16 protein-coding genes are annotated in these 25,121 nt (G+C 69.7%); 13 read left to right on the plus strand and 3 right to left on the minus strand.

Annotated features, from left to right (window positions below; all coding sequences use genetic code 11):
- Positions 1-23: 23 nt before the first annotated feature.
- The 8 genes from E3O22_RS15005 to E3O22_RS15040 all read left to right on the plus strand — a co-directional run bounded on the left by E3O22_RS15005 (position 24) and on the right by E3O22_RS15040 (position 16,328).
- Positions 24-1,478, plus strand: coding sequence for a serine/threonine-protein kinase (locus tag E3O22_RS15005; RefSeq protein WP_134396417.1), 1,455 nt, complete (start codon positions 24-26; stop codon positions 1,476-1,478).
- Positions 1,475-7,405 carry an Ig-like domain-containing protein gene (locus E3O22_RS16000; RefSeq protein ID WP_166784673.1) on the plus strand — a complete coding sequence of 1,977 codons (5,931 nt, stop codon included), beginning with the start codon at positions 1,475-1,477 and terminating at the stop codon, positions 7,403-7,405. Before E3O22_RS15005 ends, E3O22_RS16000 begins: the two co-directional genes overlap by 4 nt.
- Before the next feature lie 21 nt (positions 7,406-7,426).
- Positions 7,427-8,398 (plus strand): MoxR family ATPase, encoded by a 972-nt coding sequence (locus E3O22_RS15015; protein ID WP_134396416.1) that lies wholly within the window; start codon positions 7,427-7,429, stop codon positions 8,396-8,398.
- On the plus strand, positions 8,395-9,768 hold the full coding sequence (locus E3O22_RS15020) for a DUF58 domain-containing protein (protein ID WP_241976680.1): 1,374 nt from the start codon (positions 8,395-8,397) through the stop codon (positions 9,766-9,768). The genes E3O22_RS15015 and E3O22_RS15020 overlap by 4 nt, the downstream gene beginning before the upstream one ends.
- The gene (locus E3O22_RS15025; RefSeq protein ID WP_241976681.1) at positions 9,765-12,161 is read left to right on the plus strand and encodes a transglutaminase domain-containing protein; all 2,397 of its coding nucleotides are present in this window, start codon (positions 9,765-9,767) and stop codon (positions 12,159-12,161) included. The genes E3O22_RS15020 and E3O22_RS15025 overlap by 4 nt, the downstream gene beginning before the upstream one ends.
- Complete coding sequence (locus E3O22_RS15030; protein WP_134396414.1) at positions 12,158-12,862, plus strand: FHA domain-containing protein; 705 nt, start codon at positions 12,158-12,160, stop codon at positions 12,860-12,862. The genes E3O22_RS15025 and E3O22_RS15030 overlap by 4 nt, the downstream gene beginning before the upstream one ends.
- A gap of 98 nt (positions 12,863-12,960) precedes the next feature.
- Entirely contained in the window at positions 12,961-13,173 is a 213-nt protein-coding gene (locus E3O22_RS15035; RefSeq protein ID WP_134396412.1) for a hypothetical protein, read from the plus strand.
- 122 nt (positions 13,174-13,295) lie between these two features.
- A complete protein-coding gene (locus E3O22_RS15040) occupies positions 13,296-16,328 on the plus strand; it encodes an FtsK/SpoIIIE domain-containing protein (RefSeq protein WP_134396410.1) in 3,033 nt (1,010 codons plus the stop codon).
- Positions 16,329-16,423: 95 nt separating this feature from the next.
- Here the strand turns inward: E3O22_RS15040 and ald are convergent, their stop codons facing one another.
- Positions 16,424-17,539, minus strand: coding sequence for an alanine dehydrogenase (gene ald, locus E3O22_RS15045; protein WP_134396408.1), 1,116 nt, complete (start codon positions 17,537-17,539; stop codon positions 16,424-16,426).
- A gap of 345 nt (positions 17,540-17,884) precedes the next feature.
- Here ald and E3O22_RS15050 point away from each other — a divergent pair, with 345 nt between their 5' ends.
- The 4 genes from E3O22_RS15050 to E3O22_RS15065 are packed head-to-tail and all read left to right on the plus strand — an operon-like array spanning position 17,885 to position 22,017.
- Positions 17,885-19,096, plus strand: a complete 1,212-nt coding sequence (locus tag E3O22_RS15050; protein WP_134396407.1) for a spermidine/putrescine ABC transporter substrate-binding protein — start codon at positions 17,885-17,887, stop codon at positions 19,094-19,096.
- Positions 19,097-19,098: 2 nt separating this feature from the next.
- The gene (locus tag E3O22_RS15055; protein WP_134396405.1) at positions 19,099-20,298 is read left to right on the plus strand and encodes an ABC transporter ATP-binding protein; all 1,200 of its coding nucleotides are present in this window, start codon (positions 19,099-19,101) and stop codon (positions 20,296-20,298) included.
- Between the two features lies 1 nt (position 20,299).
- Positions 20,300-21,214: an ABC transporter permease gene (locus E3O22_RS15060; protein WP_134396403.1), complete on the plus strand. Its 915-nt coding sequence runs from the start codon at positions 20,300-20,302 to the stop codon at positions 21,212-21,214.
- On the plus strand, positions 21,211-22,017 hold the full coding sequence (locus E3O22_RS15065; protein ID WP_174720144.1) for an ABC transporter permease: 807 nt from the start codon (positions 21,211-21,213) through the stop codon (positions 22,015-22,017). Before E3O22_RS15060 ends, E3O22_RS15065 begins: the two co-directional genes overlap by 4 nt.
- A gap of 15 nt (positions 22,018-22,032) precedes the next feature.
- Here the strand turns inward: E3O22_RS15065 and E3O22_RS15070 are convergent, their stop codons facing one another.
- Entirely contained in the window at positions 22,033-23,055 is a 1,023-nt protein-coding gene (locus E3O22_RS15070; RefSeq protein ID WP_241976682.1) for an asparaginase, read from the minus strand.
- A gap of 16 nt (positions 23,056-23,071) precedes the next feature.
- On the minus strand, positions 23,072-24,454 hold the full coding sequence (gene gabT, locus E3O22_RS15075) for a 4-aminobutyrate--2-oxoglutarate transaminase (RefSeq protein WP_134396399.1): 1,383 nt from the start codon (positions 24,452-24,454) through the stop codon (positions 23,072-23,074).
- A 136-nt stretch (positions 24,455-24,590) separates the two neighbouring features.
- Here gabT and E3O22_RS15080 point away from each other — a divergent pair, with 136 nt between their 5' ends.
- Entirely contained in the window at positions 24,591-25,076 is a 486-nt protein-coding gene (locus E3O22_RS15080; protein ID WP_134396490.1) for an OsmC family protein, read from the plus strand.
- Positions 25,077-25,121: the final 45 nt, after the last annotated feature.

Consider the following 25,121-nt stretch of genomic DNA (forward strand, 5'->3'; position numbering starts at 1 on the left):
TAATGTTGACACCGGGAGGCGACATGGCACGGCGCTTACCCTCCACGCCGCCGAACCTACCGGGATTCTCCTATCTCCGTCCGCTCGGATCCGGCGGTTTCGCCGACGTGTTCCTCTACGAGCAGAACATGCCCAGGCGCCAGGTCGCCGTCAAGGTACTGCTGTCCGAGATCGTCAACGATCACGTGCGCCAGCTGTTCCAGGCCGAGGCCAACCTGATGGCCCAGCTAAGCTCGCATCCGTCGATTCTCACGGTTTTCCAGGCGAGCGTCTCCGCGGACGGTCGACCGTATCTCGTCATGGAGTACTGCTCCTCGACCCTCAGCCAGCGCTACCGTAATGAACCGCTCTCCGTGCCGGATACCCTGCGGATCGGTGTGAAGATAGCGAGCGCCGTCGAGACCGCGCACCGGTCCGGGGTGCTCCACCGGGACCTGAAGCCGTCCAACATCCTGGTCACCGCGTATGGGCACCCGGTGCTGTCGGACTTCGGGATCGCCGCAACCCTCGGCGAGGCCGAGAGGAGCGACGCCATCGGGCTCTCCATTCCGTGGTCGGCCCCTGAGGTGCTGCTCGGCGAGATCTCCGGGTCGGTCGCCTCGGAGGTGTGGTCGCTCGGCGCCACCCTCTACTCGCTCCTGGCCGGTAGGTCCCCGTTCGAGGTGGCCGGTACCGAGAACGGTTCGGCCCAGATGATGGCCCGCATCAACAAGGCCCGCGTGCCGCCGCTCGACCGCGCCGACGTGCCGGCCCGGCTCGGCGCCATCCTGAATCGCTCGATGTCGCGGCGGCCGGAACTGCGGCAGCCGAGCGTGCTGGAACTCATCCGAGAGCTTCAATCGGTGGAGGCCGAACTCGGTCTCGCGCAGACGCCTCTCGAGGTGGAGCAGGACAGCTGGGCCGTCGCTGCCCTCGCCGACCAGGAGGACCGGACCCGGATCACGGGCATCAACTCAGTCGACGCCTACGCCGGCCGCCGCCGCCGGAAGGCGTCGCCAACCGGCCTCGGCGCGCGCTCGGCGACCTCGGCACTGCTGAGTACCGGGCAGCTGACCACCGGCCCGCAGGGGGACACTGTGACCACCCGGCCCAAGAAGCGGAGGCGCACGCTCACGGTATGGGGACTCGTGTCAGCGGCGGTGATCATCGTGGGACTGGCGACCACGGCGGCGACCGTGCTGGTGACCCAGGCCGGCACCGACATCCCTCTGGTCAGTGATGTGGATGGCGCGCTCCGCTCCGGAACCATCGTGTTCAGCTGGGCCGACCCCGGGGTCCGGGACGGCGACACGTTCGTGGTGACCCTGCGCAGCGGTCAGAGCAGCATCCAGCGGGGAACGGAATTCCGGGTCGACCCACAGGGACAATCTCGGGTCTGTGCGACCGTCACGGTCAACCGGGACGGCAAGCTCGGTGCTCCGAGCGGGGAAAAATGCGTCGATACCGGCCTTCCGGGCGCGTCCGGCGGCGCCGGGTGATCCGTCGCTGGCTCACCCGCCACCGCTCGCTCTTCGCCACCGCGCTCAGCGGCACCGTGGTCGTGGCCGTCATTGCCACCGTGGCCATCGTCTCCGGTGGGTACACCGCGCAGCGCCTCGACCTCGGAGACGCGGCCGTCTGGGTGAGTAACGAGGCCCGCCAGGTCGTCGGGCGAGCCAATACGGCCGTCTTCGAACTGAACACGGTGATCAGCGCCGGAAGCACCAGCCTCGACGTGGTGCAACGGGGCGCCACCGTACTGGTGCTGGACCGTGGCAACAGCGCCCTCGACATCCTCGACCCCGCGACCGCGGAGGTGGCCGACAGCGTCGCCCTGCCGCCGGACGCTGCCTCGGTCTTCCTGGCCGGCGACCGGGCGGTGGTCACCGCGAACGGCGACGTCTGGAGCGTGGCCGCGAGCCAGCTCTCCGAGTTCGACAGCACCACTGAGCCGACGCTGGCCTTCGGTGCCGGCTCCGTGGTCAGCGTCGACGAGGCCGGCGTGCTGTTCGCCTTCACGCCGGCGACGGGGGAACTCTCCCAGGTCGACCTGCTCACCGCGGACACCATTACCAGCACGGTCACGCTCACGGCCGGCGAAACGGATGACAGCTACCAGCTGACCAGCGTCGACGGCCGGTGGGCGCTGCTCAACGCGTCGAGCCGGCGACTGTTCCAGGCGGAGGGGGTTGAAGACCTCTCCGGGAGCATCCGTTCCGGGGATGAGCCGGTCCTGTCGGAGCCGAGCGTGACGGGCGACCGCGTTCTCATCGCCCACCGTGAGGGGCTCATTGCGGTGCCCCGTGCCGGCGGCCGCCTGACCCCGCTCGTCACCGGCCGGAGCGGAGACGCCGCCGCGCCCGTCGAGGACGCCTCCTGCGCCCATGCCGCCTGGTCGGACGGCACCGTCTGGCGCGACTGCGCGGCGGACGGCGCGGACGGCGCGGAAGGCGGCACCGGAAGCGACGGCGCCACCGCCACCCTGTCCGGCTTCGCCGGGGACGCCCGGCTGGCCTTCCGGCGGAACGGAACCGGACTCGTGCTGAACGACGCCCGCAACGGCACGACCTGGGCAGTGCAGCGGGACAACGAACTGATCGACAACTGGGCCGAACTGATCGACACCGACCCCGATCAGCAGCAGGTCGAGCAGGCGGCTGACGACACCCCGCCGGAGTTCGAGAAGTCCCAGGTGCCACCCGTCGCTGTCGACGACGCTTTCGGCGGCCGGCCGGGACGCACCGTCACCCTGCCCGTGCTGCTCAACGACTTCGACCCCAACGGCGACGTGCTTGTGATCTCGGCGCTCACCCCCGTGCCCGAGTCGGCCGGGCGGCTCGAGCTCGTGGCGGACACTCAGCAGGTGCAGCTGACCCTCACGCCGGAGGCATCCGGATCACTGAGCTTCGACTACACCATCGACGACGGGCGCGGCGGGAGCGCCTCGGCCACGGTCACGGTCGCGGTGCGCTCCCCTGAGGAGAACGCCGCACCCGTGCAGGCCCGCACGACGAACACCACGGTGCGCGCCAGTGGGCGGGTGACCACGGCGGTGCTCGGCGACTGGGTCGACCCGGACGGCGACCCGTTCTATCTGGCGGCGGCGACCGCTCCCGCACCGGACCAGGTCAGCTTCACGCCGGCCGGGTCCGTCGTCTACACGGATGCCGGCGCGGGCGGGGGCGCGAAAACGGTGGGCCTCACCGTCTCCGACGGCCGTGCCGGCGGGGCCGGCGCGCTCTCGGTGATGGTGCGGCCGAGCGGCTCGGTGCCCATCGTCGCCGAGGCGTTCGTGGTGCTTGCGACCGCCGGCAGCGAGGTGACCGTGTTGCCGCTGGAGCATGTGCGCGGCGGATCGGCGCCGCTGCGTCTGAGCAGCGTGCCGGCCAAACCCGAGGTGAACATCACCGCGGACTTCGACGCCGGCACCTTCCGGTTGCAGAGCAGCGTGGTGGGGGTGCACGAGATCGAGTACGCGGTGACGGATGGCGAACTCACCGCCACCGGACGCATCCGCGTGAACGTGACGGCCGCGCCCGACGCCAGCAGCGCCCCCGTCACCGTGCCGCACACCGCCTTCATCCGTGGCCAGCAGGCCACCCTCGTGGACGTGCTCGCCACGGACTCCGATCCGGCCGGTGGGGTGCTTTTAGTGACGGGCATCACGGATGTCCCCGCCGACAGCGGGCTTCGAATCGAGATCCTCGACCAGCGCATCCTGCGCGTGACCCTGACCAAACCCCTCGAGGGCGGAACGGCCGTGTTCGGCTACCGGGTCAGCAACGGCCTCGCCGACGCCGCGGGCACGGTGACCGTGATCGAGATCCCGCCGCCGGCCCAGAAGCAGGCCCCGATCGCCGTGCCGGACTCGATCTCCGTGCGCGTCGGCGACGCCATCGACATCCCCGTGCTCGCGAACGACGAGCATCCCGAGGGTGACACCCTCACCCTGGCGCCGGAGCTCGCGACCGAACTGCCCGCCGGCGGCGGTCTGCTCTTCGTCTCGGGCCGGGTGCTGCGGTTCCTGGCGCCGGACACGGCCGGCAACGTCACCGCCGTCTACCGAGTGAACGCCCCGGACGGCCAGTTCGCGAACGCCGAGGTCAGCATCGCGGTGCGGGAAGCCGATCCCACCTCGAACAGCGCCCCCGTGCCGAAAACCGTGACGGCCCGCGTGCTCGCCGGGGACACGGTGAGCATCCCGATCCCGCTGTCCGGCATCGACCCCGACGGCGACTCCGTGCAACTGGTCGGCCAGGAGACCAGTCCGGAGAAGGGGTCGGTCACGGTCACAGGCGTGGACTCGCTCGACTACACGGCCGGGGAGTACTCGGCCGGCACGGACACGTTCAGTTACTCGGTGGTCGACGCGCTCGGGGCCCGGGCCGTCGGCACCGTGCGGGTGGGGATCAGCCCGCGCCTCGACGGCGCCCGCAACCCGGTCGCCGCTCCGGACGAGGTCGTGGTGCGCCCCGGCAGCACGGTTGCCGTGCGGGTGCTCGGCAACGACTCCGACCCCGACGGCGGCACCCTGAGCATCACCGGCGTGGAGGCGAGCGGCCAGGCCGACCCCGGCACCGCCGTCGTCGACGGCGACACCGTGGCCGTGACCTCACCCGTGACACCGGGTCGCTACGGCTTCATCTATGAAATCCAGAACGTGCGGGGCGGAACGAGTTCCACCTTCCTCACGGTCGTGGTCCGCGAGGACGCCCCGCGCTCGCGTCCGGATGCACGCGACACCCACGTGCCGCTGTCCGACGTGCTCGAGGCCCGGACCGTCGACGTCGACGTGCTGGCCAACGTCTTCTTCGCGGAAGGGCCGGCCGCCGCATTGGCTCTGACGGTGCCCGAGCGTTTCTCGGGAATCGCCGAGGTGACGCCGGCCCGGCGCATCCGGGTCACAGTGGGCCCGACCAGCCAGATCATCCCGTTCGCGGTGGCCCACCCGGAGGACGCGAGCATCGTGTCCTACGCGTTCATCTGGGTTCCCGGGACCGACGACGCCCTACCCCAGGTGCGCCGCGGTGCCCCACCGCTGACCGTGCAGAGCGAGGCGCTGCTCTCCATCGACATCAACGACTACGTCGTCGCGGTCGGCGGAAAAAAGGTGCGCCTCACCGACCGCAGCCTCGTGCGGGCGACGCATTCGGATGGGGCCGACCTGGCCCGGAACGACACCGGCCTCGCGTTCACGAGCACTGACAAATACTTCGGGCCGGCGTCCATTTCGTTCGAGGTCACCGACGGTTCGGGGCCTGAAGACCCGGATGGGCGTACGGCGACCATCGTGCTGCCCATCGAGGTCACGCCCCGCGAGAACCAGCCGCCCGGCTTCAGTGGAGCGGTGCTCGAGTTCGAGCCCGATCAGGAGAAGGTCATCGACCTGCCCCGACTCACCAGTTACCCGTACCCGAACGACCAGCCTGAGCTGGCGTACACCGTGCTCGACCCGCTCCCGACCGGTTTCAGCTACGCGCTCGACGGTCAGACGCTCACCCTGCGCGCCACGGAATCCACCCCGAAGGGCGCGCGGAGCACGATCACGATCGGCGTGCGCGACGGCGTTCAGGAGGGCCGAGCCGGCCGGATCGACCTGCGCGTGGTCGCGTCAACGCGACCCGTCGCCATCCCCGTGACGGATGCCGCGGTCGCTCCCCGCGGTCGCACGACCGTCGTCGACGTGCTCGCGAACGACGGCGCCACCAATCCGTTCCCGTCCGTGCCGCTGCGCGTGCTCGCGGTGCGCGGCCTGGACGGCGGCGCCGTTCCGGCCGGGGTGAGCATCACGCCCAGCACGGACCGAAGTCGGCTGTCGGTCCGGGTGGCCTCGGACGCCGCGCCGACCGACCTGACCCTGCAGTACCAGGTGGCCGACGCGACGAACGACCCTGCCCGCTACGCCTGGGGCACCGTGCGCATCTCGGTGCAGGACAAACCCGATCCGGTGTCCAGCCTGCGCGTCACCGGCTTCTTCGATCGGGGCCTGTCCCTCTCGTTCAACGCCGGGGCCTTCAACAACTCGGCGATCACGGGGTATCAGATTTCTCTCCTCGACGCCGCGTCGGGGGCCGTGCTGTCCACCTCACTCTGCTCAGCGACGTCCTGCCAGGTCGCAACGCCCGGCAACGGCCAGGGCAATGCTCTGCGAGTGTCGGTCGCCGCGCAGAATGGGATCGGGCTGTCCGAGGCGACCGTGCTGTCCGATCGGGTCTGGTCCGACTCGGTGCCGACCGCGCCGACCGGCCTGGTTGCGGAGCCGCTCGACGGCGGGCTGCGCCTGCGCTGGAACATCGTTGCCCCGGTGGGCGGCGGGACGGCGATTCGCGGCTACGTGGTGACCCGGAACGGCGCCGTCCAGGAGGAGGTCAGCGCTTCCGGATCGAGTTGCGCGGCGGGAACCTGCTCCGTCGACGTGATGGGCCTCGTCAACGGCGTGAACACCCCCTTCACGGTCAGCGCCCGCAACGACGCCTACCCGGCTCTGGCCGGTTGGAACAGCGCGGCCGGGAGCGCGACGCCGTTCGGCCCGGCCCGCGCCGGCGCGATCACGGCCAGCGCGGCCGACTCCGCCGGAGCGGTGACCGTGACGTGGGACGGGTTCGACGGCCGCGGCGCCCTCATCGGCGGCTACTTCGTGCAGCGGCTGCGCGAAGATCAGGTTCCCACGGGTGCGCAGGCGTGCACGGTGTCCGCGTCGGGGGAGCTTCGGCCACCGACAGAGGGCGGCATCGTCGCCCAGCAGAGGACGCTCGGCGGCGACGCGACCAGCACCGTGTTCGACAGCCTCCTCGCGGACAACGGCCGCTACTACTTCGCCGTCTGGGGGTACAACAAGGCCGGCTGCGCCCCGACGGCGGTGGCGAGCGTACTCGTGCGCCCGGCGCCCGGACCGGTCACCGATGTGCAGAGCACCATGGCGGCGCGGGGCGATGCCTGGGATCTGCGCGTCGACGGGATCAACCCGAGTTCGGGCATCCGGGACTACCGGCTGCGCGCGGTCGACGGCTCCGGCGGGGTCGTTCCGAGATCCGAGGTCGTCTTCGGCGGGGCCGGCTGGCCGCGCGAGCTTCTGGGTCTCCCGTTCGGTGAGATCGTGCGTTATCAGGTTTCGGCCTGTACCGACTGGGGCTCGTGCGGGCCGTGGTCGGGCACGCTGACCGCGCTCGAGGCCTCCGTCAGCTTCACCGTGACCGGGCTTGCCTACGACCCGGCCACCGGAGTCATCAGCTGGACCAACGGGCCTCAGAACAACGGCCTTCCCGCCGCCTACAGCTGCTCGGTGCCCGGCGACGCCACGGTGACCCCGCGGGATGCCGACTCCCCGAACACCTGCAGGTTCGGCACCGACGCGCCGCCCCCGCCGGCCGGCGCCGTGCTTCTGGCGGTGACCGTGAATAATCAGACCTATACCTATGCGCCGTGAACCAACGAAAGTGATCACCCCATGACGATGACCGCGGAGCAGGCGACCCAGTTCGCCGACGTTTTCGACCGACTGGTGATCGGGGTCGAGCAGGTGCTGCTGGGCAAGCACCACGTCATCCGGATGTCGTTCACCGCGCTTCTCAGCGGCGGACACCTGCTGCTCGAAGATGTGCCCGGTACCGGCAAGACCTCGCTGGCGCGCGCCATCGCACAGAGCGTGCGCGGTACCAGCAACCGGGTGCAGTTCACCCCCGACCTGCTGCCGGGTGACATCACCGGGGTGAGCATTTACGACCAGCGCAGCGGGGCGTTCGAATTCCACCGCGGGCCGGTCTTCGCCAACATCGTGCTGGCCGACGAGATCAACCGGGCCAGCCCGAAGACCCAGGCCGCGTTGCTCGAGGTGATGGAGGAGGGTCAGATCACCGCCGACGGCGTCACCCACCCGGTGGCGGCCCCGTTCATGGTGATCGCCACCCAGAACCCGATCGAGCAGGCCGGCACATACCGGCTACCCGAGGCGCAGTTGGACCGATTCATCATGAAGGCCTCCATCGGCTACCCGGACCACGCCTCGACCATTCGCATCCTCGAAGGTGCCGGGCAGCGCGCGCACGAGGCGACCGTGCCCCCGGTGGTGTCCGCGGCGACCGTCGTCGAACTCGCCGCCCTGGCCCGCACCGTCTACGTCGACGCCACCATCAACGACTACGTGGCGCGACTGATCGACGGCACCCGCACGAGCTCCGAGGTGCGGCTGGGCGTCAGCGTGCGCGGGGCGCTCGCGCTGATCCGCACCGCGAAGACGCTCGCCGCCGCGAACGGCCGCCACTACGTGGTGCCCGACGACATCAAGGAGCTGGCTGACGCCGTGCTCGCGCACCGGCTCGTGCTCGACCCCGAGTCCGAATTCGACGGCGTCACCGCCTCCAGTGTGATCGCCCGGGTACTGATCGAGACTCCGCCGCCCAGCGACAGGCAGGCTGCGTGACGCAGATCGCGCCGGGTCCGGGCGCAGGCACAGCTACCGTGCCTGCGCTGCTCGTGCCCGCGCCGTCCGCTGCTCTGCCGGTCAAAGTCTCCGGTGACGGTCGGCTGGCCGACTTCGTCGCGGCGGGAGTCCGGTTCGGGCGGGAATGCGGCGCTCGTGTCGCCGGCACCCTGCGTGCCGTCTTGTCCGTGGTCACCCCGCTCGGCTGGGCCGTCCTGGCGGTCGTGGGGGTCTCGTTCCTGTTCGGCTATGCGCTGGGCTGGACCGAGCTGATCGTGGTCGGCTGGACCGGGCTCGTGCTCCTGGTGGCGGCATCCTGTTTCCTGATCGGTCGGAACGCGTTCGAGATCCACCTGCACCTGACCGTGGATCGGGTGGTCGTGGGGGAGCGGGTGCCCGGCCAGGTGAGCGTGCGGAACCCGACCCGCCGGAGGCTGCCGGGCGTGGGCGTCGAGGTGCCGGTCGGCTCCGGGCTGGCCGAATTCTCGATGCCGAGCCTCGCCCGCGGCGAGGACTTCTCGGACGTCTTCATCGTGCCGACCCGCAGACGCGGCGTGATCCCGATCGGTCCGGTGCGGACGGCGCGCGCCGACCCGATCGGGCTGCTGCGCCGGGAGATCGTCTGGGCCGAACAGGTCTCGCTGTTCGTGCACCCGCGTACGGTCTCGATCCCGAGCATGAGCACGGGCTTCATCCGTGACCTTGAGGGCAATCCCACCCGCGACCTGACCAACAGCGACGTCTCGTTCCACGCGCTGCGCGAATACGTGCCTGGCGATGAGCGGCGCACCATCCACTGGAAGAGCACCGCGAAGACCGGCCGCTATATGGTGCGCCAGTTCGAGGAATCCCGCCGCAGCCACCTCATGGTCGCTCTCAGCCTGGCGGAGTCCGACTATGCCGGCGAGGACGAATTCGAGATGGCCGTCAGCGTCGCCGGCAGCCTGGGGGTGCGGGCCATCCGCGACGCGCGCACGGTCTCCGTTGTCGCCAGTGCGGTGCCGCCGGACTCCAGCCGACAACGGATGCCGGGACTCCGTCCGCTGAGCACCCTCACCCGCACCCGGCTGCTCGACGATCTGAGCGGCGTGGAGCGCTCCCTGGCCGCCCTGCCGGTCGGCGAGCTGGCCAGGGCCGCAGCGGACACCGTGGCCGGCATCTCGGTGGCCTTCCTGGTGTGCGGGTCGGCCACCACCCTCACCCAGGTGCGCACGGCCGCCAGCCGTTTCCCGGCCGGTGTCGACGTGGTCGCCGTGATCTGCGCCCCGGAGACCGTCCCCAGCCTCCGCCGCGTGGCCGAGCTGAGTGTGCTCACCATCGGCTACCTCGACGACCTCCAGCACAGTCTCGCCCGAACGAAGGCGGCATGAGCGCACGGGGGGTGAGGAGGGGCGGCGCGCGCCGAGACGGGATGGCGGTCCGCAGCATCCGCCTGGACTGGCGCTTCATCGTCGGCAACACCGTCGGGCTGCTCCTGGCGACCCTGATCGCGAGCGCCTCGCTCTGGCCGGTTTATCAGAGCCGCGAGTTCATCGTGTTGGTCGGCGTCACCTTCGGGCTGGGTACCGTCGTCGCCATACTGGGGGCGCTGTTCCGCTGGGGCACCTGGCTGGTGGCGCTTTCCACCGTGGGGGTCTACCTTCTCGCCGGGGTGCCACTGGCCGTTCCCGGTCGGGCGGTGCGCGGCATCCTGCCCACCCCGGACGGCCTGCTCGACCTGCTCGCCGCGACCGCGCTGAGCTGGAAACAGCTCGTCACCATCGTGCTTCCGGTCGGTTCCTATCAGGCGCTGCTCGTGCCAGCCTTCATCCTGGTGCTACTCAGCACCGTGATCGGGCTGTCGGTCGCCCTCCGCGCCCCGGTCGGCGAGCTCGGCACACTGGCCCCCGCCACCCTGTTCGTCAGCGGCATCGTGCTGGGGCCGACGGTCGCGACCATGCCGATCGGAACCGGTCTCGGCCTCTTCGTCGTGCTCCTGCTCTGGCTGCTCTGGTTTCGCTGGATGCGCCGCCGTTCCGGCGTGCGGCTCGCCCTGCAGCAATCCCGCCGCAGCACGGCGTCGTCGTCCGACCGGCGGCTCGCGGCGGCCCGCGGGCTGGTCAGCGCCGCCGTGATCGTGGCGGTGGCGATCGCCGCCGGAACCGGGGCCGCGGTCGTGCTGCCGGTCGACGTGCCGCGCGACGTGCTGCGCGCTCGGGTGCAGCAGCCGTTCGACCCTCGGGCCTACCCGAGCCCGCTGAGCGAGTTCCGCGGTTACCTGCAGGCCGGGCGGGCGGATGCGGTGCTCCTCGAGGTGACCGGCCTCCCGAGCGGCGGCCGCCTCCGCCTGGCCACCCTGGACAGCTACGACGGGATCGTCTACTCGGTCGGCAGCGACCAGGTCAGCAGCGCGTCCGGCTCCTTCACCCGGTTGCCGGACCGTCTCGACCAGTCCCTGGTCGACGGCGACCCGGCCACCCTCATGGTGACCGTCGAGGGCTACACCGGCGTCTGGGTGCCCGGCGCCGGCCAGCTCGAACGCATCACGTTCACCGGCCCCACCCGGATCCTGCGCTCCGACTCCTTCTACTACAACGACAACAGCGGCACGGCCGCGGTGCTCACCGGGCTGGTCCGGGGCGATAATTACCGGAGCGTGGGCGTCATCCCGCGGTCAGCGGACAGCCTGGCCGACCTGCGCCCCGGCAGCGCCGTGCTGCCTGCGCCCGCCGTTCTGCCGGACGAGGTCGATCAGGCGCTCGCCCGCTACGTGCAAGCCGGCGACCCGCCCGGTGTGCAGCTGCAGGCCATGCTCGACGGCCTGAAAACGGATGGTTACATCAGCCACGGTATCCTCCCGGACGAACCGGCGAGCCGGTCCGGGCACGGCGCCGACCGCATCAGCGAGCTGTTCACCGACCAGCCCATGCTCGGCGACGCCGAGCAGTACGCCGTGGCCGCGGCCCTAATGGCGCGCCGGCTCGGCTTCCCGGCCCGGGTCGTCATCGGCTTCGTGCCGCAGGCGGCCGCCGAGGCCGAGGCGGTCCCCGTCGTCGGTTCCGACATCTCGGCGTGGATTGAGGTTTCCTCCACCGAGGGCTGGGCCACGATCGATCCGAATCCGGCCGTGCGGGACATCCCGGCTCGGGCCCCCGATGACCCGTCGGTGGTTTCCCGGCCACAGTCGGTTGTGCCCCCGGCCCTCCCCGACCCGGTGGAACTGCGCGAGCCAGCCCCGCCGGAGAGCACCAGCAACGACCCGCCGGAACCGCCCAACCCGCTGCTGGTCTTCCTGCTCGCCGCGGCGACCGTCGCCGCCTGGACACTCCTCGGTCTCGGCGTGCTGATCTCACCCCTCCTGCTGATCGCCCTGGCCAAGGCACGCAGGCGTTACCTGCGCCGCACCCGGTCCACACCGCTCGACCGGATTCGGGGCGGCTGGCGAGAATTCGCCGACGCCGCCGTGGACCACGGCATCGATGTTCCGGTGGGGGCGACCCGCACGGAACTGGCCGCGCTGGTGCCGGGAGCGGAACCTCTGACTCTGGCGGTCGCCGTTGACCGTGCCGTGTTCTCCCCGGAACGGCCGGGCAATGCCGCCGCCGAGGACGTGTGGACCGCGGTCACCGACCTGCGCCGCTCGCTCAACGCGGGGAGCAGGCGCACCGACCGGCTTCGGGCCCTCGTGTCGTTGCGTTCGCTGGGTCGGTACGCTGGAGGGGCATCCGTTCACCGAACAGCCCCGCGCGGGAGCGGCCCTGCACCGGGAGGAGCCCACCCATGAACTGTCTGATCTGCGGTGCGCAGCTTCCCGTCGGCGCCATGTTCTGCGGCGAATGCGGCAGCTCGAGCACAGCCACCCCGCTAACCCGGAAGCGACCGGACCCTCGGCCCAGCGACACAACGGTCATCCTGCCGCTCCGTCGGCGCTCCGTGATCTCGGTGCCGGTCGTGTCGGTGCCGGTCGTGTCGGTGCCGGTCGTGGTGCCGGTCGTGTCCGCCCCGGTCGAGTTCCCGGTTGTCTCGGCTCCGGTTGACGTCCCGGCTGATATTCCAGTCGTCGCCGTTCCGGTGGAGGCTTCCGCCCCCGTGCCGCTCCAGGCTCCGGAACCCGCCGCCGTGCCGCTCCAGGCTCCGGAACCCGCCGCCGCCCCTTCCGCGTCCCTGTTCGTGCTCCAGTTCAGCACGGGGGAGACGATCTCGGCCCTCGGCACCGGCCTGATCGGACGCCGGCCGCTGCCCCAGCCGACCGAACGCGTCGACATCCTGGTGCAGATCAACGACCTCGGCCGTTCGGTGTCGAAGAGCCACCTCGAGTTCGGCCAGCACGACGGCGAGTTCTGGGTCAGTGACCGGTTCTCGGGCAATGGCACCATCATCCGTCGCCCGGATGCGGTGGCGGTGCGCTGCGAACCCGGCCGGCGCTACCTGGTGCCGCGTGGTTCCCGGATCGAGATCGCGGACCAGTTCTTCATCCTCAACTAGTCCCTCACCAACTGACCCTTCCCGGCCAGATCAGTGCGCCCAATGACCGTGGGCGCTGAAGGTCCGCGGATTGGGGTGTTCCAAGGCGGTTATGCCCGGTGCCGGTGCCGGTGCCGGTGCCGCACCGAGCCGCCGCCGCTGCGGACGCAGTCGACCCGAACGAATTCGACCCCAACGAATTCGACCCCAACGAATTCGACCCCAACGAATTCGACCCCAACGAATTCGACGGAGATTTCGCCCAAACAACGGAAATACTCCGCAGAAGCAGTTCAGACGAAATTATCCGTCGAATTGGTTCGACGCTGTGAGCGACGCAACCGATCGATCCGGACTCACTGCGCCGGCTCCTCCCCAACCCTACCGGCCGTCATCCCGGTACGGATGCCGGCGCGTGCGGTTGTGCCTGCCCCCGGAGTGATGGGCTGACGCGGTGATCCGAGCCGATGTCCCGCTGACCCTCCCCACCCGTCCGGCCGACCTGCCGCCGCCTGGCTTCCCGCTGATCGCGAGCGTGGCGCCGCTGGCCGCGGCCGGGGCGATCTGGCTGATCACGGGCTCGGCCCTCGTGCTGATCTTCGCGGTACTCGGCCCGGTCATCGCCGTGGCCGGCATGCTCGACGCGCGGCGCACGGGCCGCCGCGTCCGGCGCACCAACGCCCTCGACCAGGAGCGGGCACTGGCGACACTGCGGGCCGAGGTGGCCCTGCGCCACGAGGAGCTGCTTCGCGCGCACTGGCGGCGCACGCCCTCGGCCAACAGCATCGTCGCCGCCCCGCACGCCGCCATCCGTTGGACCGATTCGGGAGCAGACGTGAGCCTGGGCTCCGGTGCGGTGCCCAGCGGGCTACGCCTCGACGGTGGTGCCGCTCCCGACGAGCATCGCGACGTGCGCGACTGGGCGGCCACGCTCACCGAGGCACCGATCGATGCCGATGCCGGCGGTGGTATCGGCATCGTCGGACCGCTGTCGCTCGGGCAGGCGCTGGCCCGCGGCCTGTTGGTGCAGCTGGCCTGCTCCCTGGCCCCAGACCAGGTCGGACTCACCGTGCCTGATCGCGGTTGGGAATGGTCGGTCGCCCTCCCGCACGACACCGGGCCGTCCTGCGCCCGCCGCCTCGTGATCTGCCAGGCGCCGTCGGGCGGGGCGGCGTCGGGCGGGACGCCGTCGGGCGGGGCACCCTGGGGGCCACCCCCGGTGTCGGGGTTGGTCGTCGCCCTGGCCGGCACTCTCGCTGAATTGCCGTGGGGCTGCGACACCATCGTGCGGGTGCAGGGTCCCGGCCGGGCCGAGGTGCTGCGCTCCAGCGTGCACGCCTGGGGGAGTGGCTTCCGGCCCGAGCTGATCACCGTCGAACAGGCGATCGTGGTCGCCCGCGTGCTACGAGCCCGGGCCGCGGCGGCTGGACTGGTCCAGAATGCGCGGCGAGTCCCCGCATCCGTTGCCCTTGGCGAGCTCTCCGGCTTCCAGCCCGGGTATCGGGCACCGCATGGGCAGACCCAATCGCGGAACCTCCGCTGCGTCATCGGGGTGGGAGAAGCGGGGGAGGTGTCGCTCGACCTGGTCGGGGCAGGGCCGCACGCAGTCGTCGGCGGCACGACCGGCAGCGGCAAGAGCGAACTGCTGGTGACCTGGGTGGCGGCGATGGCTGCGGTGGCCGGCCCCGACGAAGTGACGTTCCTGCTGGTTGATTTCAAGGGTGGGGCCGCGTTCGGCCCGCTCTGCGCCCTTCCCCACTGCGTGGGTCTGATCACCGACCTGGACGTGCACCAGGCCGCCCGGGCGCTGACCAGCCTGGCCGCCGAGCTGCGGTATCGCGAACGCGTACTCGGGCGTGCCGGCGCGCGTGACATCGTGGACCTGCGGATGCAGGATGCCGGCGGGGTGCTTCCGCGGCTCGTGATCGTGGTTGACGAATTCGCGACCATGCTCACCGCATTCCCCGACCTGCACGCTCTGTTCGTCGACATAGCCGCGCGGGGCCGGTCGCTGGGCGTGCACCTGATCCTCTGCACCCAGCGGCCCACCGGTGTGGTGCGTGACGCCCTGCTCGCCAACTGCACGCTTCGGGTGTCGCTGCGGGTGAACAACCGCGCCGACAGCGTGGCGGTGCTGGGCACGGATGCCGCAGCGGCCCTCGGCGCGGACCAAGCCGGCCGCTGCCTGATCGCCGCGGACGCCTCGGGGCCCGTGCTCTGCCAGGTGGCGACGACCTCGCCGCGCGAGATCCGCTCCCTCGCAGCGGCGGACGCCGAGGCGCCGAACCCTCGGCGCCCCTGGCTCGACCTGCTACCTCAGACGGTGAGCCGCGAGGACCTCCTCGCCCTCGTCGCGGGCGGAACGGCGGTCGACGAGAGCGCGTTCGGCGGCGCCGCGGTGGCGGCCGGGCACGACCGTGCTGCTTCCGACGCTCGTGCCGCGCCCGGTGGTCTGCTGGGCTTGCTCGACGAGCCGGAACTGCAGCGTTACCGGGTGGCCCGCTACGAGCCGATCGCCGAGGGCAGCCTGCTCGTGCTCGGCGGTCCCCGCTCGGGCAAGTCAACGGCGCTGGCGTCGGTCGCGGCGGGGTTTGCGACCGTTGGCGATGCCGTGCTGCTCGGGGCGGACGTCGAGGCGGTGTGGGACTGCCTCGTCAAGGCGCGCCGATGCCTCGACGCCGGCGGGAGTCCGGCTGCCCGGCTGCTGCTACTCGACGACTTCGATAGCGTGCACGCCCGCTGGGACCAGGAGCACCGTTCGGCGGCCCTCGAACTGCTCGCCGGGCTGATCCGCGACGGCGCGGAGGGCGGCCTGCGGATCGTCATCGCCGCGCAAAGGCTCACCGGCTCGCTGCAGTCCCTGCCTGCCCTGTGCCAGAGACGGTTGGTGTTGCGCCTGTCCGATGTCGCCGAGCACGTCGCGGCCGGAGGAGTGGCTGCCCTGTTCGACGACCGCCTTCCGCCCGGCGGCGGGAGCTGGCAGGACCATCGCATCCAGCTCCTCGCGCCGGAGCAGAGCGGTGCAATCCCGGATGTCGCGGCGCAACGGGACATCGAGCCACTCGCGGATGCCGCCGCGCTCCTGGGGCGGCCCGGGCAGACCCTTCTCGTCGTGTCGGGCTCGCCGTCCCGCTCGGCCGCAGTGCTGGGAACGGTTCCCGGCGCGCGGGTCGTCGACCTCGCCGCGGTGTCCCACGACGAGTTGGCGGAGGCCGCGCAGGCAGGCCCGCCGCTCCGGCTGAGCGGGTCACAATCAGGCACCGCCTTCGTCGGCGACGTGGACGCGTGGCAGGCGCAGTGGTCCCTGCTGGGTGCCCTGCGCCCGCACGCGGACCTGGTCTTCGACGGCTGCAGCCTGGCCGACTACCGGGCCATCAGCCGACGCCGGGACCTGCCTCCGCCGTTGGCACCCAACCAAGGTCGGGTGTGGATATTGCGCCCGGACGGCGCCGTGCACAGGGCCACGCTGCGGGCCCCCGTCGTGTAGCCGCCGGTCGTGTAGCCGCCGGCCGCGAAGCCCCGCAGCACGGTCCCGCAGCACGGTCCCGCAGCACAGTTCCGCGGTGTCGGCCCCGCCGTGGATCAGGCCAGCGCGTCCACCAGACCGCGGAGTGGCAGCGAGTGCGCACTCGCGACCGGGCCGCTGGTGATGAGGCCGCCGACCGTGGACAGGCCGAGGGCGAGCGCGGCATCCGTGCGGAGCGCGTCCTTCCAGCCTCGGTTCGCGATCAGCCGAACATAGGGAAGCGTGGCGTTGGTGAGCGCATAGGTGGAGGTGCTCGGCACGGCCCCGGGCATGTTCGCCACGCAGTAGAACAGGGACTGATGCACGGTGAACGTCGGATCGGCGTGCGTCGTCGGGTGGGAGTCGGCGAAGCATCCGCCCTGATCCACAGCGATGTCCACGAGCACGCTGCCCGGCTTCATCCGGGACACGAGCTCGTTGCTGACCAGCTTGGGGGCCCGCGCCCCGGGGATCAGGACCGATCCGATCACCAGGTCGGACAACACCAACGCCCGGTCGATCTCGTAGCTGTTCGAGGCGATGGTCTGCACCCGCCCGTAGTACAGCGCGTCGATTTCGCGCATGCGGAACAGGTTGGTGTCGAGTACGGTCACCTGGGCGCCGAGCCCGAGGGCGACCTGCATGGCTGCCGTGCCGGCCACGCCGCCGCCGAGCACGGTGACCCGAGCCGGATGCGTTCCGGGCACTCCGGGCACGAGCAGGCCCGGTCCGCCGTTGGGCTTGAGCATCGCGTTGGCGCCGACGATGGGCGCCAGGCGGCCCGCGACCTCGCTCATCGGCGCGAGCAGCGGCAGCGCCCGCGTCGGCAGCTGCACCGTCTCGTAGGCGATCGAGGTAACACCGCCCTCCAGCAGCGCACGGGTCAGGGCGGGTTCCGCGGCCAGGTGCAGGTAGGTGAACAGCAGCAGATCGGGACGAAAATAACCGTACTCGCTCGCCACGGGCTCCTTCACCTTGAGCAGCAGGTCTGCGGCTGCCCAGGTTGACGCGGCATCCGGCATGATCGTCGCGCCCGCCGCCGCATAGCTCTCGTCGCTGAGCCCGGAGCCGAGCCCGGCCCCCGTTTCGATCAACACGTCGTGCCCGTGCGCCACGAGGTCGTGTACGCCGGCCGGGGTGATCGCAACCCGGAACTCGTTGTTCTTGATTTCTGCCGGAACTGCGACCTTCATGGCGCTCCCTTGTCTAACGAATTCGACGGAGATGTTGATGCACAGCCCGTTTTAGGGGCCAAAAACGGCCCTTATGGTGAAAATCTCCGTCGAAGTGGTTCAAACCCACAGCGGTGGACCTCCGTGCGGTGGACCACTCTGTCCTGAGCGAAATCCTACCGCCGCCGAACAGCTCATTTCGAATGAGAGTGTCGCCATAGAGTGCTGATTTCGTGCGTGATCGCACTAAAAATTAACGATTTGGTCACTCTTGGGTGCGCTGGGGGCGCTCCTGTGCAAGTATCTAGCAACTCGCAATGAAAGCTGTGAGAGCTCATCCGCTGAGAAGTGCAAGGAGACCCGACCATGAAGCCCAGGCCGTTGCCCGCAGATCCCATGATCGCTCAGCTGGTCCGTCAGGCCCGGGCGACCACGATGGGGCGCCGCGCTCTGCTCGCCGGAGCCGGTGGCGGGGCCGCAGCCCTGGCGCTCGCCGCATGCTCGACCGGAGGGGCCACGAAGCCCACCGCCGCCCCCGACGAGTCCGACAGCAGCAAGCTCGTGCGCTGGGACAACTGGGCGCTCTACATCGACGTCGATGACGCCGGCGATTACCCCACACTGGATGCGTTCACGGCCGAAACCGGCATCAAGGTCGAGTACACCGAGGCCGTCGACGACAACAACACGTACTACGGCAAGGTCAAGGACCAGCTCGCCCTCGGCCAGGACATCGGCGCCGACACCGTCTGCCTGACCGACTGGATGGTCGGCCGTTGGATCCGGTTCGGCTACACCCAGGAACTCGACCAGGCCAACATCCCCAACCTGAAAAACCTGCTCCCGTCCCTGAAAGACGTCGGCTTCGACCCCGGCCGCAAAATGAGCGTGCCGTGGCAGGGCGGGTTCGCCGGCATCTGCTGGAACAAGGAGAAACTTCCGAACGGCATCGCGTCGGTCGAGGACCTGTGGAGCTCCGACCTCAAGGGCCGGGTCGGCGTCCTGTCCGAGATGCGCGACACCATGGGACTGATCATGCTCGACATGGGTGTCGACATCGCGGGCGACTGGGGCGACGACGAGTTCTTCGCCGCGATCGACGTGCTGGAGAAACAGGTCGGCGACGGCCAGGTTCGCAACATCAAGGGCAATGCGTACAAGGAAGACCTCATCAACGAGGACACCCTCGCCGCCATCGTCTGGTCCGGCGACATCGTGCAGCTCAACGCCGAGAACGGGGACAAGTGGGAGTTTGTGGTCCCCGACAAGGGCGGCACCCTCTGGAACGACAACTTCCTGGTGCCGATCGGCTCCACGCACAAGAAGAATGTCGAGAAACTCATCGACTACTACTACGACCCGGCCGTTGCCGCCGAGGTCGCCGCCTACGTGAACTACATCACCCCCGTTGCCGGCGCCAAGGAAGCCGCGATGGCGATCGACCCCGAGCTCGCGAACAACCAGCTGATCTTCCCGGACGACACGACCCTGGCCAAGGCTCGCGTCTTCCGCACCCTGACCGGCGCGGAGGAGCAAAAGTACGACGCCGCCTTCCAGGGCATCCTGCTGGGCTCGTAGGGATGGCCAACGGAGAATTCGCCAGCGCCGGGGCCGACCTGGAGCTGGTGGGCATCCAGAAGAGGTTCCCGGGCTTCACCGCCATCGAGCACCTCGACCTCAAGATCCCTGCGGGGTCGTTCTTCGCGCTGCTCGGCCCGTCCGGCTGCGGCAAGACCACGACCCTGCGCTTGGTGGCCGGCCTCGAGGAACCGACGGCCGGGCGCATCCTGATCGGGGGCACGGATGTGACGAACCAGAAATCCTTCCAGCGTCCGGTCAACACGGTGTTCCAGAGTTATGCCCTCTTCCCGCACATGACGGTGCTGGAGAACGTCGCCTTCGGGCTGCGTCGCCGGCGGATCGACGACCCGGTCGCCAAGGCCCACGAGGCGCTCCGCCTGGTGGAACTGGACCACCTCGCCGCCCGCCGCCCGCAACAGCTCTCCGGCGGACAGCAGCAGCGCGTGGCCCTCGCCCGCGCGATCGTCAACCGGCCGGCCCTGCTGTTGCTCGACGAGCCCCTCGGCGCGCTCGACCTGAAGCTGCGGCGCCAGATGCAGCTCGAGCTGAAGACCATCCAGGAGGAAGTCGGCCTCACGTTTCTGCACGTCACCCACGACCAGGAGGAGGCCATGACCATGGCCGATACCGTCGCGGTCATGAACAAGGGCCGGATCGAACAGATGGGCGCCCCCGAGGAACTCTACGAGCTGCCGCGCACGGCGTTCGTCGCCAACTTCCTCGGCCAGTCGAACCTGTTCACCGGCCCCGTGGTCGGTAGCACGAGCGAGGCCATCTCCGTGGCCGTGGCCGGCCAGAAAGTCGTGGTTCCGGCGGCGCGCGCGCACCGGCACACCGGCGAGGTCACCATCGGCGTCCGCCCGGAGAAGCTGACCCTGCACGTGACCGAACCCGTCGCCGACGTCGCTCGTAACCTGATGGGTCCCGGCCGGGTGATCGACGTCTCGTTCAGCGGGGTCAGCACCCAGTACCTGGTCGAGGTCGCCGGAGTCGGCACCCTCATCGTCTTCGCGCAGAACATGGCATTCGGCCCCGTCGCCCATGAGGGGTCCGAGGTCTGGCTGGACTGGAACATCGAACACGGCTTCGGGCTTGAAGACGACGCCTCGGCGGAACCCCGTTTCGAGGCGGACGACACCACCCGGAGCATCGCGACCCAGAAACGCTCCTCCCTGCTCACGGAGCTTGAGGGAGCCTAGGGTGGCGTTCGCGGCATTCTCCACCAGCACCACCGCGCCCGAACCGGCGCCGCGCCGGAAGAGCCCGGTCGCGCTGCTCCTGCTGTTGCCGGGCATCCTCTACCTGGTGCTGTTCTTTCTGGCCCCCCTCGTCTCGCTGCTGCTGACGTCGTTCCAGGCCCCCTCGGAATTCGGCGACGTCGGCCAGTACTCCTACGCCTTCCGCTGGGAGAACTACGTCGACGTGATCACGGCCTACTGGCCGCACATCATGCGCTCCTTCGGCTACGCGCTGATCGCCACGCTGCTCGCCCTGGTGTTCAGCTACCCGCTGGCGTACTTCATCGGCGTGAAGGCGCGGCCCTGGCCGTTGCTGCAGAGCCTCATGCTGGTGCTGGTGATCGCCCCGTTCTTCATCAGCTTCCTGCTGCGCACCCTGGCCTGGAAGCAGCTCCTGTCCGACGAGTCGTTCGTGATCACCTCACTCAAGGCTCTGTCGTTGCTGGCACCGGATGCCCATTTCACGGGCACTGCTTTCGCCGTCATCTTCGGGCTCACCTACAACTTCATCCCGTTCATGACCCTGCCGCTCTACACGACGCTCGAACGGCTCGACCTGCGCTACCTCGAGGCCGGCAGCGACCTCTACGCGCATCCGTTCGACGTGTTCCGCAAGATCACGATCCCGTTGTCGATGCCCGGCATCGTGGCCGGAACCCTGCTGACCTTCATCCCGGCGGCCGGCGACTACATCAACGCGAGCCGGGACTTCCTCGGCGGGCCGGACACCCAGATGATCGGTAACGTGATCGAGGCCAACTTCCTGGTGCTGCAGAATTATCCGGCGGCGGCCGCGCTGTCGATCATCCTGATGTCGGTGATCCTGGTGATCGTGAGCGTCTACGTCAAACGGTCGGGCACGGAGGAGCTGCTGTGAAAATCTCCCTGGGCAAGTGGTTGCTGCCGCTCTACACGGTGTTGGCGCTGATCTTCCTGATGGTGCCGATCGTCTACACGTTCGTGTTCTCGTTCAACGACTCGCTCAAGTCCAACATCACCTGGCGCGGGTTCACCTTCGACAAGTGGCTCAACGTGTGCCAAGTGCAGAACGGCGCCGTCTGCGAGGCGTTCGGCAACAGCATCCTGATCGGCGTGGTGGCCACGGTGGCCGCGACCACGCTCGGCACCATGATCGCGATCGCCCTCGTGCGGTACCGGTTCCGGTACCGGTCGCAGACGAGCCTGCTCCTGTTCCTGCCGATGGCCACGCCGGAAGTCGTGCTCGGCGCCGGCCTGGCCGCGCAGTTCCTGTCGCTCGGCGTGCCGAAGGACATGTCCACGATCATCCTGGCGCACACCATGTTCTGCATCAGCTTCGTGGTGGTGACGGTCAAGGCGCGAGTCGCGAGCCTCGACCCCGCGCTCGAGGAGGCCGGCCGGGACCTCTACGGCTCGGCAACCCAGGTGTTCGCGCGGATCACCTTCCCGCTCCTGCTGCCCGGCATCCTGGCGGCCGCGCTGCTCTCCTTCGCGCTGAGCTTCGACGACTTCATCATCACCAACTTCAACTCCGGCGCCGTCACCACGTTCCCCAAGTACATCTACGTGTCCGCCGCCCGGGGAATCCCGGCCGAGGCGAACGTGATCGCGTCGGCGGTGTTCATCTTCGCCCTGGTGATCGTGGTCACCGCGCAGGTATCCCGGGCGGCCAAGGAGAAACGGCTGGCGAAGCAGGGCTGATTCCCGGCCCGCGCCCTACACGTAGCTGGCGCGGATCTCCCCGACCGGGAGCCCGCCGCCCAGCACCGCCAGGTTCAGCTCGGGCAGCAAGGCCTCGACGTCGCTGTGTGCGATGGCACCGGAATCCGCGAGAAGACGCAAAGCCACGATGGCGGTTGCCCGCAGGCTGCCGTCGAGAATCTTGAGGGCGACCGTCGTGCCGTTGGCGGCGGAGGCGACGCAGATGCCCTCCGCGCCGGTCTTCACGAACAGTCCGAGGCGGTCGATCACGACCGTGTCGGGCATGCCGGGTCCGGCGATGACCCAGCCGTTCTGCCGTACTGCCTCGCCCAGGAAGCCGGCCTCGCGGTAGATCGCGAAGGGCGAATTTGACTTGGATGTGGCGATGCGGGCGATGCCGCGTGCCAGAGCGGTGAGAGACAGCGCGTGAACCGGCGCGCCGCATCCGTCGATGCCCGACGCCGACGGCCGCTCGCCGGTGAAGCGCTCCACCACGTCGAGAATGCGCTTTTGCAACGGATGCGCCGGCTCCAAGTATCCAGAAAGCGCCCAGCCGTTCTGCTGGCAGGCCACGAGCATCGCGGCGTGCTTGCCCGAGCAGTTCATGTAGATCGGGGCCTTGGCGGCACCCAGTCGCACCAGGGCGTCGCGGGTGGGGGAGTCGTCCGGCCAGGCCGCCGGGCAGGCGAGCGCCGTCTCGGAGATGCCGGCGCGGGCGAGGAGCCCGCGCACGAGGTCGGCGTGGCGCTGCGTTCCGGTGTGGCTGGCGGTCGCGATGGCGGCGTCCTCCCCGCGCAGGGTGACCCCGCTGGCCATTACGGCGATGGCCTGGAAGGGCTTCATCGACGACCGCGGGAAGATCGGGGTGGTCACATCGCCGAGGGCGCGCAGGACCGCGCCCTCGCTGGTGAGCACGACCGCGCTACCGGCGTGCCTCGATTCGATGAAGCCGCTGCGCTCGACCACGGCCAGTTCGACCGCATCGGGGACGAAGAACGTCTGCCCGGCGTGGATTGGCACCTCGAATGTCGTTGTCACGGTGTGTGTCTCGCGCCTAAAGCGCGGCGATGGCGTCGTCGATGACCGAGAGGGCATCGTTCAGGAGGGCATCACTCACGGCCAGGCTCGGGAGGAAGCGCAGCACATTGCCGAAGGTTCCGGCGGTGAGCAGCAACACGCCGTGCTGGGCGGCGTAGGCGGCGATGGAGGACACGGCGGCGGCGTTCGGCGCCTTCTCCGTGTCACCGGTGCCCGGCTGCACGAGTTCGATGGCGATCATGGCGCCGCGACCGCGGATCTCGCCGATGATGTCGTACTTCTCCTTGAGAGAACCGAGGCCGGCGCGCAGGGTGTTCTCGATACGCACACCCTCGGCGAGCAGGTCGCCCCGCTCAATCGACTCGAAGACCGCGATGGCCGCGGCGCAGGAGACCGGGTTACCGCCGAAGGTTCCGCCGAGGCCGCCGGGCTGCGAGGAATCCATGATCTCGGCGCGGCCGGTGACGGCGGCCAGCGGCATGCCGCCGGCGATGCCCTTGGCGGTGAGCACGAGGTCGGGGGTCCAGCCGAAGTGCTCGCTGGCGTAGTACTTGCCGGTGCGGGCCATGCCGCTCTGGATCTCGTCGGCGATCATGACGACGCCGTTCGCGGTGCACCAGGTCTGCAGGGCGTTGAAGTAGCCCTCGGCCGGAACCATGAAGCCACCCTCACCCTGGATGGGCTCGACGACCAGGCAAGCCAGGTCGGTGGGTCCGACGACCTTCTCGAGGTACGCGATCGTGCGCGCCGCGGCATCCGCGCCGCTCAGACCGTCGTGATACGGGTAGGAGCTGGGGGCGTGGTAGACATCGCTGGCGAGGGGGCCGTAGCCGGTGGCATAGGGCATGGCCTTGTAATTCATGGCCATGGTCAGCACCGTGCGACCGTGGTAGGCGTGGTCGAGCACGGCGACGGCGCGGCGGCCGGTGTGCTTGCGAGCGATCTTGACACCGTTCTCGACGGCCTCGGCGCCCGAGTTGATCAGCACCGACTTCTTCGGCCAGGAGCCGGGGGTGTGCTCGGCGAGAAGCTCGCAGACACGCACATACTCCTCGTAGGGCGTGATGGTGAAGAGGGTGTGGATGAAGTCCTGGGTCTGTTCGACGGCGGCCGCGACCACGCTGGTCTCGGTGTGGCCGATCGTGGTCACGCCGATGCCGGCGCCCAGGTCGATGAACTGGTTGCCGTCGACGTCGACGAGGATGGCGCCGTTCGCCTTGGCGATGTAGACGGGCAAAGCGGATGCGACGCCGCCGGAGACGACGGCGAGCCTGCGCTGCTGGAGTTCCTTCGATCGCGGACCCGGGATCGCGGTTACGATCTTGCGTTCCTGCGGCACGGTGTAAACCGGTGCGGCGGGGGTGGACGGGGAGGTCGAAGGCGTCAGCGTGTCAGTCATAATCTGACCAGTTTACCGATCGATGCGACGCAAGGCGCGGCGAATTGCTGCAACAATCAGTTCCCTGGCCGCGATACGGCCCGTTGTCGGCCGCGAATCGGCCCGCAGAGCCGCGCAAATCGAAGGAGGCGCCGTGATCGGTGCACACCACCACTACGCCGTGAACATCGCCTGGACAGGCAACCGAGGCACCGGAACGAGCGGCTACCGGGACTACGGCCGGGATCACCTGATCACCGCGCCCGGCAAGGAGCCGATCAGCGCATCGGCCGATCCGACCTTCCACGGGGACGCCGACCGTTGGAACCCGGAGGAACTGCTGCTGGCCGCCCTCAGCGAGTGCCACCTGATGAGCTATCTGCACGTCGCCGTGAAGCACGGCGTGCAGGTCGTCGACTACACCGACGACGCGACCGGGTCGATGACTCAAACGACGGATGGTGGCGGCCACTTCACCGAGGTGACCCTGCGACCGCGCGTCACGGTTGCCGACCCCGGCCAGGTCGAACTCGCGCAGTCTCTGCACGCGGAGGCCGCCGGCCTCTGCTTCATCGGCGCATCCGTGAACTTCCCCGTCGTGCACCAGCCGCAGACGGTGGCGCTCGCCGACACTGAGGTGTGACGCCGACCCGGTCACCGCACCGTGCGGTCGATGGCCGTGCTCTCG

The sequence above is a fragment of the Cryobacterium sp. TMT2-18-2 genome, assembly GCF_004402245.1.
Lineage (GTDB): Bacteria > Actinomycetota > Actinomycetes > Actinomycetales > Microbacteriaceae > Cryobacterium > Cryobacterium sandaracinum.